The sequence below is a fragment of the Rheinheimera faecalis genome (genome assembly GCF_021290965.1).
Classification (GTDB): Bacteria; Pseudomonadota; Gammaproteobacteria; order Enterobacterales; family Alteromonadaceae; genus Pararheinheimera; species Pararheinheimera faecalis.
In genome coordinates this window covers 76,265-88,108 of record NZ_JAJOYT010000005.1, presented here as the reverse complement: position 1 = coordinate 88,108, position 11,844 = coordinate 76,265, and the positions used below count along the sequence as shown (strand labels likewise).

General features: G+C 47.3%; 9 protein-coding genes. 6 read left to right on the top strand and 3 right to left on the bottom strand.

Annotated elements, in window-relative coordinates; all coding sequences use genetic code 11:
* Positions 1–52: 52 nt before the first annotated feature.
* The 3 genes from LSG34_RS10605 to LSG34_RS10595 form a co-directional block, all read right to left on the bottom strand.
* Complete coding sequence (locus tag LSG34_RS10605) at positions 53–3,412, bottom strand: AAA family ATPase (RefSeq protein WP_233009071.1); 3,360 nt, start codon at positions 3,410–3,412, stop codon at positions 53–55.
* Positions 3,409–4,641 (bottom strand): exonuclease subunit SbcD, encoded by a 1,233-nt coding sequence (sbcD, locus tag LSG34_RS10600; protein ID WP_233009070.1) that lies wholly within the window; start codon positions 4,639–4,641, stop codon positions 3,409–3,411. The genes LSG34_RS10605 and sbcD overlap by 4 nt, the downstream gene beginning before the upstream one ends.
* A gap of 64 nt (positions 4,642–4,705) precedes the next feature.
* Positions 4,706–5,707 (bottom strand): M20/M25/M40 family metallo-hydrolase, encoded by a 1,002-nt coding sequence (locus tag LSG34_RS10595; RefSeq protein WP_233009069.1) that lies wholly within the window; start codon positions 5,705–5,707, stop codon positions 4,706–4,708.
* A 156-nt stretch (positions 5,708–5,863) separates the two neighbouring features.
* On the opposite strand from LSG34_RS10595, the gene rhtA reads away from it, so the two are divergent.
* From rhtA to LSG34_RS10565, 6 genes are all read left to right on the top strand, one after another.
* On the top strand, positions 5,864–6,745 hold the full coding sequence (gene rhtA / locus LSG34_RS10590) for a threonine/homoserine exporter RhtA (RefSeq protein WP_233009068.1): 882 nt from the start codon (positions 5,864–5,866) through the stop codon (positions 6,743–6,745).
* Between the two features lie 84 nt (positions 6,746–6,829).
* Positions 6,830–7,699 (top strand): hypothetical protein, encoded by an 870-nt coding sequence (locus LSG34_RS10585; RefSeq protein ID WP_233009067.1) that lies wholly within the window; start codon positions 6,830–6,832, stop codon positions 7,697–7,699.
* Positions 7,700–7,714: 15 nt separating this feature from the next.
* A complete protein-coding gene (locus LSG34_RS10580; protein WP_233009066.1) occupies positions 7,715–8,527 on the top strand; it encodes a hypothetical protein in 813 nt (270 codons plus the stop codon).
* Between the two features lie 149 nt (positions 8,528–8,676).
* Entirely contained in the window at positions 8,677–9,531 is an 855-nt protein-coding gene (locus LSG34_RS10575) for a hypothetical protein (RefSeq protein WP_233009065.1), read from the top strand.
* Positions 9,532–9,768: 237 nt separating this feature from the next.
* Positions 9,769–11,427 carry a S41 family peptidase gene (locus tag LSG34_RS10570; RefSeq protein ID WP_233009064.1) on the top strand — a complete coding sequence of 553 codons (1,659 nt, stop codon included), beginning with the start codon at positions 9,769–9,771 and terminating at the stop codon, positions 11,425–11,427.
* A complete protein-coding gene (locus LSG34_RS10565; protein WP_233009063.1) occupies positions 11,427–11,831 on the top strand; it encodes a hypothetical protein in 405 nt (134 codons plus the stop codon). The genes LSG34_RS10570 and LSG34_RS10565 overlap by 1 nt, the downstream gene beginning before the upstream one ends.
* Positions 11,832–11,844 lie beyond the last annotated feature (13 nt).

Here is an 11,844-nt window from a genome sequence, read left to right as displayed (position 1 = left end):
GGGCGAGAGCACGCAGTCAACAAAGCTGCAGTTTCAAGTACGAAGGGTATGGTCAGTAACTTAAACTGCTGTACCCCAAACCCTGCTGCTTCTGCAGTTTAATTTGCACCGGAATCCGTTCTTTTAATGCTTCCACATGGCTGATAATACCGATCATCTTACCGCTGGCGTTCAGTTGGTCCAAAGCCGCCAACGCAGTTTCCAGCGTGTCCGGGTCCAAAGTGCCGAAGCCTTCATCCAGAAATAAGGATTCAATGCGGGTTTTATGACTGACTAAATCCGACAGAGCTAAAGCCAAAGCCAGACTGACTAAAAAGCTCTCCCCACCGGATAAAGTTTTTGTGTCTCTTGTGGTATCAGCCTGCCAACTATCCAGTACTTGTAGTTCCAGTTCAGCATCGGCTTTACGAGCCAGTTGATAACGGCTGTGCAGTTTATCCAACTGCTGATTGGCCAGTCCCACCAGCTGCAATAAAGTTAAACCCTGAGCGAAACGACGGAATTTAGCACCATCGGCTGAGCCTATTAAGCTGTTGAACTTATGCCATTGCTGCACCAGCTGTTGCTGTTGTTCAATCTGACTATATAACTCTTGTTGCTGCTGCTGATGCTGCTGATCGCTTTGCAACTGCTGCCGGCATTGGCCAGCCTGCTCCAGTGCACTAAATAACTGCTGCTCAAGCTCTGTGCTTTGCTGCTGTAATTGCTCCAGACTTTGTTCTGTCAGTTGTTGTTTAGCTAAAGCCTCAATCTGCTGCCGGGCTTGCTCTAACTGGCTTTGACAACGAATTTTTTCGCTCGCCAGCTTGTCTTTTAACTCTGTCAATTGCTGTACTTGTTGTTCGGTCAGTAACATAGCTAAAAAGCTGGTTTCGCTGCCAAACTGCTGCTGTTCCAGCTGTTTTTGCCAGTCTTGCTGCAATGCCGTTAACTTCAATTGCAGCTGCTGTAACTGCGCATCGCTTTGTTGCTGCTGTCCGGTTTTTTGTTGCAGTTCATTGCTTAAGACCGTGAGCTGTTGCAACACATGCTCAAGTTCTTGCTCTGGCGCTGCACTCTGACTGGCCGATACTTGCGCTAAACCTGCCTGTTGTAGCTTATCTAACCAGCTTTGGTACTGCACATCGGCCTGTTGCTGCTGCATCAGCGCTTTATCCAACTGCTGGCTCTGTCGTTGCAACTCCTGTTGCCACTGCTGCCATTGCTGTGCCTGCTGCGCCCAAAGCTGCCAAGCCTGCTGCTGTTGAGCCACTGTGGGCAACACAAAACCAAAGGGCCGAAGCTCTTGTTGCCACTGCTGTTCCAGTTGCTGCAAGTAGGTTTGGTTTTGCTGCAAAGCCTCGCCTAGCTGTTGCTGTTGCTGTTGTTGCACAGACAGTTGCTGCAGCAGCAATTGCTGCTGATGTGCCAGTTCATGCTGCTGTTGTTGCCAAAGCTGGCGCTGTAGCAGCTGCTGCTCCAGTTGTTGCTGCTGCTCCAGCTCCAATTGAGTCTGCTGCTGAAATTGCTGCAATAAAGCTTTTTTTAAGCTGGCCTGTTGCAGTTGTTGCTGCTCTACATTTGGCAGGTTCTGCAATAACTCAGTCCATTGCTCGCTTTGCTGCTTAATATCCAGAGCCAGCTGTTCCAACTGATAGTGCTGAGCTTTTTGTTGTTCTTCCAGCTGCAGCTGCTTTTCGCGTAAAGCCTTACCCTGTTCTTCGACTTGCTTCAGTTCAGCCGTTAAGGTCGCCAGCTCTGCTTCGGTTTGTGTTAAATCCAGTGCCTGATAACTAGTGATAGCAGGATGTGTGGTACTGCCACAAAGCGGACACTCGTCGCCTGGTTGCAGTTTGGCTCTGTGACTGCTGAGCTCTGCAATCAGCCGCTCCTGCAACACCAGTTTTTGTTTATCCAACACTCTGTCGCTATACAACCTGAACTGCTCACGCAAGCCCGCAACCTGTTGCTGCAGCTGCTTGCTGTCATTTTGTTTTTGTTGCAGTTCCAGTTGTTCTTTTTGCTGTTGCTGCTGTTTTTGTTGTAAAGCCGCAGCCACCCTCAGTAACAATGGATAGGTCTGCAACTGAGTTTTGTAATGCTGTATTTGCTGTTGCAATTGTGGCAGTTCAATGGCGAAAGCCGGAGTGCTCTGCTGCAATTGAAGATCCAGTCGCTGTAATTCAGCGCTGATTTGCTGCAACTGCTGCTGTAAAGCCTGAGTCTGATTATTCGCAACTTGCGCCTGCAGATTTTTCTGCTGCTCTAAGCCCTGCTGACGTTGCTGCAATAAAGGTTTCCAACCAGCGACTGCTGCCGCGAGGTCTGCACCCTGAGGCTGCTGTGCCAGTTGCGCTGTTAAGGTCTGACAATGTTGCTGCAGTTGCTGAACCTGTTGCTGCACCTGCTGCTGTATTTGCAGAGCTAAGCCTTGACCTTGCTGCAATTGCAGCTGCTGCCGATTTTTTAACTCCTGTACCTGGCGGGATTGAAGTTGCTGCTGTTCTTGTGTTTCTGTTACAGCCGAGCGTTGCTGCTGCAGCTCTTTGTACAAAGGCAACAGCACTGCGGCTTTTTGATAACTTTGCAATTTGACCAACGCACTTTGTTGCATGGCCTGTTCTTGCTCAAATTGCTGCTGCTTCAGCTCTGCTTGTTGCAGCTGCACCGCTGCCTGCTGTTGCTGCTGACGCCAGGCTAATAAAGGAGCTTGTTGCTGCTGTTTTATTTTCAATTGCTGCTGTTGTTGCTCTAACTCTGCCAACTGCTGCTGCAACAACTGTCGTTGCTCTAAATCCAGCAACACCACACCCGACGCTTTGGCCTGCAATAATTCCAATGCCGTTTTATGCTGGCGGTTTTGTTCAAACACCTGCATCGAAATCTGACCGTAAATTTCAGTACCGGTCAGCTCTTCCAATAGTTCAGCCCGTTCATTGGCAGGGGCATTTAAGAAGGCGGCAAAACCACCCTGAGCCAACAGCATCGACTTGGTAAAACGACCAAAATCCAGGCCTGTGATCTGCTCAGTCAGCTTCAGCTTTTCGTTACTTTTATCTGTCAGTATTTCACCATCGGCTTTGGCCAGTTCTACTTTGGCGGCCTGCAAATTGCCGTCCACTGCACCACGGGAACGACGCTGGCTCCAAAAGGCGCGATAACGCTGGTCGCGCACCTGAAACTCTACTTCAGCCAGACACTCGCTGGTATGGCGGGTCATCAGCTCGTTGCTGCTTTGCGACAAGAGTTTTAAGCGCGGCGTCTGGTGATACAAAGCCAGACAAATCGCATCGAGAATAGTGCTTTTACCTGCGCCCGTTGGACCAGTAATAGCAAACAGATTACTTTGATCAAAAGGTGGCTGAGTAAAATCAATTTTCCACTCACCTTTCAGTGAATTTAAGTTTTGCAGCCGTACCGATAAAATTTTCATGGCAGCACCTGCGGATCAGGTTGTTCTAACTGCGTCATAACCTGTTGCAGCATCAGCTGAAATTCTGCTTTTTCGCTGTCAGTGAGATCTTCCGCTGCCAGTCTGCGCTCCAGCACCAAATCCGGTGTCATTTCATGCAAAGACTCTTGTTGTTCTGTACTTAAAATTCCAACTGCAGCTTGTCTGGCGCGACGCAGTTTCAACAGCTCCACTGGTAATCCATCCAATTGCTGCTGTACCTGGCTTTGTAAATCACTCAGATAGCCATCACTGCCGGTTAACACCAGCTCCAGCCAGAGTTTTTGCTCTGGGTTAAGCTCTGCCAATGGTTGCTGCAACAAGGAATGAAGTTCAGGTAAGCTGCATTTCAGGCTGAGTAGCGGCTGAAAACAAGGGATAGGCAACAATTCAATCGCACCTTCAGCAGTGGTGAAATCCAGCAACACCATGGATTTTTGCTGTTTTGCTTCATCAAAACTTAATGGAATAGGCGAGCCGCTGTAACGAATATGCTTTTTGCCAGCCACCAATTGCGGCTGATGAATGTGACCCAGGGCGATGTAATCAAATTCCGGAAAAGCGCTGGCAGGAAAGGCCTCTAAAGAGCCAATATAAATCTCCCGCACCGACTCACTGCTACTGGCCCCCACTGTGGTTAAATGCCCTGTAGCTAACAACGGCAGTTCCAGCCCAAGTTCAGCTTTGAGCGCTTGAGCTTTAACAAAACACTGCTGATAACAATCTGCTATGGCTTGTTGTAACTGCTGCTGTTTATCACTGGCCTGCTGACCACTCTGACTTTGTAATAGATCGCGGGAACGTAAAAAAGGTAGGGCAGCCAAAATGGCGCCGGGCTCACCTTGCTTAGTATTCAGAACGATAAGATGAGATTCTGCAGCGCCCAACCAGCCTGGTACCACTTGGGTATGTAAACAGGCCAGTAACTCTTTGCCTTCCTGCAGCACAGCCACCGAATCGTGATTGCCACCCAGCATCACCAACTGACAGCCTGTCGATTGCAAATCAACAATCAATTGATGATACAGCTCGCGGGCATAACTGGCAGGAGTGGCGGTATCAAAAATATCTCCGGCCACTATCAAGGCATCGACCTGATGCAATTCAATTTGTTGCTTCAGCCAGCCAAACAAAGCCCTGTGCTCGTCTGCTCTGCTTTTGCCAATAAAATGCTGACCTAAATGCCAGTCGGAGCTATGAAGAATACGCATAAAAACTTAGAGACGCCGCGGTATGCCGGAATGAACTCAGCATACCACAGGCATATAATATTCATCAGCCAGCATCAAATAACAGCACCGCATCCAACACTGTTTCGCTGACTTCGCGGTAAAACTCTTGATCGATATTTTCCACTGTATCCGTTGGCTGGTGGTAATCGGCGTGATCCGGCACACCAAAATAGACAAAAGGCACTGCTCTTTTGTGAAACTCTCTGTGGTCTGAACTTAAGGTCCAGTCCTGATGCGTGCCAACCAACCATGTTGGTCTGTCATAACCCAATAATAAACGCACTGAACTTTGTTGCTGCAGTTGCTGCAATGGCTTTTCCAGCTCCGGATAATGATAAGAACCCACAGCAATTAACTGCTTATTGGTGTCGTGGCTCAGCATATCCATATTGATATTCAGCTTCACGCGTTGTGGTGCCAGCAGCTCTTGCTCAAACAACATGCGGGCACCCCACATGCCGGTTTCTTCGTTGTCCAACGCGGCAAACAACAGAGTATGGCGGGGTGGATGTTGCTTAAAATAACGCGCCATCGCCAACAAAGCGGCAACACCTGACGCATTATCGTCAGCACCAAAATAAATTTTTCCCTGGTGCAAACCCAAATGATCGTAATGCGCTGTCAGCACCAGCATAGGTAAGCTAGGATCCGAGCCTTCAATCCGGCCCAACACATTAGCAGCCCCCTTCATCAGTTGAGCTTTGCCTGTGGTCGGTTGATATGACTGCAAATAACCTTCTGTGCCAGCCGCAACTAAACCTATTTGAGTGAACTCTGTGACCAGCCATTGCTGAGCTTTTGCGCCGCCAGCTTGCCCTGTGCCACGACCCGCCAGTTCGGTGGATGCTAAATAACTTAAATCAGCCATTTGTTGCACAAAGTCCAGTCGCTGCGGCATCTGAGCCACCACAGGCTGAGGCTGAGCCAACAGGCGTTTTTGCTCCATTTGGTTCAGTTGTTCTAACAGATAAGGATGAAAAGCATAACCAAGGCCTGCAAGTACAAATAACAGCCAAAGCCAGAGCGGAATACGAAATAACTTCATAACAGTCCTGAAAACCCCAAAAATTAATGCAGCAGACTAGCGCAAACTGAATCAGCTCACCAGCCAAAGGCTTTGAAATAGCTAATTTTTCCTGTCGCTACCAGCTGAGCTTGAGTGGTAAAATAGCGTCCTTTTTATCCTTATTACGAGAATCTTATGCCACAAAGCCGTAATGCTTCGTTTTGGTGGGCCATTGCCAGTGTATTAGTTGCTATGGTGGTGATCCAATCCGGTGCATCTTTAGCTAAAACCTTATTTCCTGTGATTGGGCCAGAAGGCACTACGGCCTTGCGGGTGGGTTTTGCGGCTTTGATCTTGTCTTTAGTCTTTCAGCCCTGGAAAAACTGGCCAGCTAAACAGGACCAAAAAGCGCTTTGGCTTTATGGCGTTAGTCTGGGTGGCATGAACCTGATGTTTTATCTGGCAATTGAACGAATTCCTCTGGGTATAGCAGTAGCGCTGGAATTCACCGGTCCTTTGGCTGTGGCGCTGCTCTCGTCTAAACGTAAACTGGATTTACTCTGGGTTGCTTTGGCGATGGCGGGCATAGCCCTGTTGTTGCCATGGCAAACCGAAGCCAGCGCTTTAGATCCCTTAGGTGTAGCTTTAGCTTTAGGGGCTGGTGCTTGTTGGGCTGGTTATATTATCTTTGGCCAGAAAACAGGTGGTGCTTTGCATGGCGGAACAGCTGTGGCTTTAGGTATGGCAGTGGCCGCTTTGTTTTTGTTTCCTATAGGTTTAGTTTCTGCAGGTACCACACTCTTTAGCTGGAGTGTATTGCCTTTTGCTTTTGCTGTAGCGCTGTTATCCAGTGCTATTCCGTACAGCCTCGAGATGGTGGCGTTAAAACGTTTACCGGCTCAGAGTTTCAGCATATTAATGAGCTTAGAACCAGCTATCGCTGCTTTGGCTGGCTTAATTATTCTGGCCGAACAATTAAGTCTTTTACAGTGGCTGGCCATCTTTTCTGTGATAGCAGCATCCCTGGGCAGCAGCCTGACTGCAGGGAAAAAACCTGTAACAGAACTGGTTTCATAAAAAGTAGCTTCATAAAATAGCATTGTGATTCCAACAGATCCTGCTCTATGCTGAATTTCAGATGTAGTGCAGGATATGATGTAGATGCAAAAATCGCTGTTTATTCTTTTGTTCGGATTGGTGCTGGCTTTTCCTTGTGCGGCAGTGCAGAAATTTATCTGGTTAACGGACAGCAGCATCCATCAAAACCCTAAACAATACCGTCAGGCTTTGGATGTCAATGGCTTAACGTTAAAGCTATTGATGCAGGATGTGACTGCTTTTCAGGCTGAGCCAGTCCAGACTACAACAGATCGAGCTATGGCGATGTTAAAAACAGAAGCATCAGCCTGCGCTGGCAACAGAGTCAAAAACACTGAACGTTTAACCTTCAGCTATGCGACTGCTATTCCTCATACTGTCTTTCCAGGGTTGCGGCTTTACAGCAAAACATCATCCAAAACAACGCAGTATCTGCAACAACAACTAAATGAGCAGCAAAAAATCAGTTTGCAGCAGTTGCTTGAAAACGACAATAAACTGCATTTTGCAGTAGGTGGGGGCCGCTCTTATGGCGACCATTTGGATACATTGCTTAAACAACCCCAATGGCAAGATAAGTTTTGGCAACGCCGTTCTGTCGACATGTCTGCCGGGCTGATTGATATGCTGGTGCAAGACAGAGTCGATTTGCTGATTGAATACCCTAATGTGATGCAGCACTATCTGGCACAGCACAGTCAGCATACGGAGCTGACAAGTTTTAGCATAGAAGAAGCAGAACCTTATATGCTGGGCTATATCCTGTGTGCTAAAACACCGGAAGGCCAGCAGCTCGCTCAGTTTTTCCAACAGCGCCTGAAGCAAGTCTCGCAGCAGAAAAGTTATCTGGATGCACATTTAGGCTGGGTTGATGCTGCTGACCGGGCTCAACTGACTGAACTCTATAATCAGGTATTTGGCACCTCGTTCTGACTTTTGTGGAGTGGTATGCGTTTACTGGCGGTGTTATTACTGATTTCCAACTTTGCCTGGGCCAATGGCGCTATGCAGCTTAATGGCATTGAAGAATTCCCCAAAGCAGAGCAGCAGAAACTCAGACTCTGGCTGGATCAAAGCTTTAACGCTGCTCATCAGGTACTGGGCCCTTATCCATTGCTCACTCACGTCTATTTATCGCGCCGCACAGCATCAGAACCTGTGCCCTGGGCTTATACCCAACGTATGGACAAGCAGAAAGTGTTTTTTCAGGTGGACAGCAGTTTTGATTTGACTGCATTTCAGCAAGACTGGACAGCCGCCCATGAGTTTAGTCATCTGGCATTGCCCTTACTGGATAGAGAAGACTTATGGTTTGCCGAAGGTTTTGCCAGTTATATGCAATATCAGGTGCTGCAGCAACAGCAACAATTAACGGGCAGTCCGGCGTCCTGGTATCTGCAAAAACTACAGCAGGTCGCACCATTACTGCAGGTTTCAGAGCTGGCGTTGGTGGCGCAGTTAAAACTCTGGCTACAACAAAGACGTTATAAAGCAGCCTACTGGGGCAGCACCTTGTTTTTTATTGAGGCCAACCAGAAACTGCAACAACAAAACACCAACCTGCCCGAGCTGATACAGCGTTATCAACGGCAGAATCGCCTGAAAGATAAAAACCTGCAGCAATTAATAAGCTCACTGGATGCACTGCTGAAGATTCCGGTATTCGACCCTTTACTGCGGAAATACCAACAACAACCTGCTAAAGAGTTATGGCGCCAGCATCCAGCTTATTTTGATCAGATCAAAAGCACTGCAGGCTGAAAACCGCCGCAGTTGACATAGCTCAGCTTTTTTTCATTTTTTCGCTCTTTATTGTGTTTTTTCCCTTTTCAGGCATTGTGAAAGCTCGTGATCCTCAGTTAATTTAGAGACTTGAGTTTTACATTACTATTTATGCAGGTTTTATCGATATGCAGCCAGTTGAGGAACATAGACCAGAATTAACTTTGGCAGCAGATTTAACAGAACAACAAAAATTGCAAACACGCCAGCAGTGTTTTTATGGCTGTGTGTTCTGCGGCAGTCCGGTGTTTCGCTACTATGCTCAGCCCAGTGATCAGCCTGGTCAGCAGCCCACTAGTTCCTCTGCAGTGCTGATTTGCCCCTTACACGCCAAACAATTGCGCAGTGCTTTACTCAGCCGCAATACCTTAGTGGAACGTATCAATCAGCCTTTTAACCAACAACGTATCAATAAACCCGGTTTTAGTTTTGATCCAAACCGCAGAGTACAGGTGTCTGTCGGGATGAACACTGTGTATGCTGACTTCGTCCCTGGCGATAGTGAACAGCACTGTATCTGGGTCAATGGGCAGGAGTTTTTTACGCTGCACTCTGAATCAGGCTGGTTATGTTTTTCTTTTATGATGTCCGATGCCTCAGGACAGACGCTTATCAAAGTAGAAAAAGGCGAGCTGCAACAAAGCCCTGAACACTGGGAATACAGCTATGAAGTGAATACCCTGAAGATCAGAGACCAACAACGCCGCTTACAGTTTACCGCTCAGCTTTGCAATGACAGAGTCTTGCTGACCAAAGGGCATTTTGTCGATCAGTTTGGTGATGGTTTTGTCGTCGAAGGCAACAGGGTTATTGCCATGCTGGATGGCCAAAAAGGCGGCCAGTATATGCATCGTATTGAACCTGGTCGCTACAAAGGCGGATGGGCTTTATTTAATAAAATCCGCCATCCGGATTTAGTTATGCCCGGAAATTTTGCATTTGTTTGTGCGGCAAAACGTAAGTATCCGGGTACAGATCGCTAAGACTTTTTGTCACACAGCTCGTCTTAATAGCGCCTGATGTAAAGATATCAGGAGACAAATTGCTAAGCCTTTTTGACGTATATACAGTCTGATGTAAATATAGCGACACAAAAAGGTTGAAAACCTGCTCTAACTGAACAAGCCAAAATGACAAACTTAGCTTACACTGGCGAAAGATCCTCTGAGGAATAAGGCGTTTAGCGCCAGCCTTATAGTGCAGTCAAATGGAGAGATGTGATGCAGCAGACTATCAAATTAACCCTGCCCCTTTTTATTACTCTGGTCACCCTGGTGTCATGCGGAGGTGGTGGCGGTAGCACAGGGAATACAGGCGGCACAGGTGGAACAGGTGGAACAGGAGGCGGAGCTCCGACAGCACCAGTCTGGACAGCAGGCCAATTCAACAACGAATCTCAATTCAAAAACTTTTGCGTAGCCCCTCGTTCAGGCGCTGATCCATTTAATGGTGGTGTTTATCCGGATAAAGCCGGTACAGCTATGCATGAAAAAATGTGGCTAAGGTCCTGGAACAACAGAACTTATCTTTGGTATAGCGAAGTTGCCGATCTGGATCCAACCAGTTACAGCATTGCCGCCTATTTTAACCTGCTAAAAACCACAGCTGTCACTGATTCAGGTGTCGCTAAAGACCAATTTCATTTCACAGAAAACACAGCTGAATACCAGCAACAATCCCAATCCGGTGTCAGTTCAGGTTATGGTATTGAATGGTCTGTTGTATCAACCAGCGCACCACGTTCTTTTACAGTGGCGTATACCGAGCCCAATTCTCCTGCTGCCTTAGCGGGAGTCAAAAGAGGTGACTTTTTACTTGAAGTTGATGGTATAGATTTTGTGAATGACGGCACCAGCAGCGGCGTCAATACCTTAAATGCAGGCCTGTTCCCTGCCAATGCCGGTGAAACACATAGTTTTAAATTCCGTACTGTTGAAAATACCGAAGTTAGCTATCAGCTCAGATCAGCGGATGTAGCTTCCACCCCTGTGCAGAATGCGAAGGTGATCACTACGGACTCAGGCCCGGTCGGTTATGTCCAGTTTAATAGTTATATAGTGCCAGCTCAGCAGCAATTGATTGATGCTGTTGAATTATTCCGGGATGCAGCCATCTCAGAACTGGTGGTGGACTTGCGCTACAACGGTGGTGGTTTATTAGCCTTGGCCGGACAATTGGGGTATATGGTGACGGGTCCGGATATTATTCAGGGCCGGTATTTCGAGCGCCTGCAGTTTAATGATAAATATCCTAATACCAATCCTATTACAGGTGACAGCTTAAGCCCAACGCCTTTTTATAGCCGTGAAATCAACTATGAAACGGGGACTTTAACTAACACTACTTTGCCTAGTTTAAATTTAAGCCGGATCTATGTGTTAACCACAGACAATACCTGTTCCGCCAGCGAAGCTTTTATGAATGGTCTTCGCGGCATAGATGTAGAAGTGATCCAGATAGGCGGCAAAACCTGTGGTAAACCTTATGGTTTTTACCCACAAGATAACTGCGGCACCACCTACTTTACTATCCAGTTCAGTGGAATTAACTTCAAAGGATTTGGCGACTACGCTGATGGTTTTAATCCAACCAACAGCCCTGTCTTTGCTGCAGATGTAAAAGGCTGCCCTGTTGCTGATGATTTCTCTAAAGCCCTGGGTGATCCGGAAGAAGATATGTTGGAAGCTGCTTTGTATTATGTGGATAATAACAGCTGCCTGACTTTGCCAGGATCAGGAGTAAATAAAGCTTTGGGGGCGAGATCCGGCATTGCTGCTGGTGTATCAGGCTCTACCAAAACAGACGGCTTAGCAGTTAAAGATCCGTCTGACAGGACATTAACCAACAGTATTCGTCAACCCATCAGGGACCAACAATAGTGAGTAACAGCTTGTTTTTAAAATATGCCACTTTAGGAAGCATGTTGTTGATTATCAGTGCTTGTCAGCAGGTTCAGGCGGTTGCAGAACCTGCTGTGCTGACAGAAACATCACCAGAAGTGAAGCTGGAGCTACAACAACAAATCCAAAAAGCCGTAGGCGGACCTTTGGTGAAGCTGGCAGACAATGCTTATTTGTTTGAAAGCCAGATCTGGGTCGAATCCGTAGTGCTAAAAGATGACAAAGGCCGTCCTTTAGATGGTCGTCATATGGATTTAGCCAACCTCTTTATCCTGCAGATTGAGCAAGGGCAATGTCAGTTAAAACACAATAAATCAGGACAGGTTTTTGCGTTGACCCAAGCAAAATGTATGGCCGAGAAACAACGTTTTCCTGAAAAATAAATCAGAGACTCCG

Bases quoted from the DNA above. Each gene is read 5' to 3' on its own strand.
- LSG34_RS10605 (WP_233009071.1), bottom strand. From the start codon at position 3,412: ATGAAAATTTTATCGGTACGGCTGCAAAACTTAAATTCACTGAAAGGT.
- sbcD (WP_233009070.1), bottom strand. From the start codon at position 4,641: ATGCGTATTCTTCATAGCTCCGACTGGCATTTAGGTCAGCATTTTATT.
- LSG34_RS10595 (WP_233009069.1), bottom strand. From the start codon at position 5,707: ATGAAGTTATTTCGTATTCCGCTCTGGCTTTGGCTGTTATTTGTACTT.
- rhtA (WP_233009068.1), top strand. From the start codon at position 5,864: ATGCCACAAAGCCGTAATGCTTCGTTTTGGTGGGCCATTGCCAGTGTA.
- LSG34_RS10585 (WP_233009067.1), top strand. From the start codon at position 6,830: ATGCAAAAATCGCTGTTTATTCTTTTGTTCGGATTGGTGCTGGCTTTT.
- LSG34_RS10580 (WP_233009066.1), top strand. From the start codon at position 7,715: ATGCGTTTACTGGCGGTGTTATTACTGATTTCCAACTTTGCCTGGGCC.
- LSG34_RS10575 (WP_233009065.1), top strand. From the start codon at position 8,677: ATGCAGCCAGTTGAGGAACATAGACCAGAATTAACTTTGGCAGCAGAT.
- LSG34_RS10570 (WP_233009064.1), top strand. From the start codon at position 9,769: ATGCAGCAGACTATCAAATTAACCCTGCCCCTTTTTATTACTCTGGTC.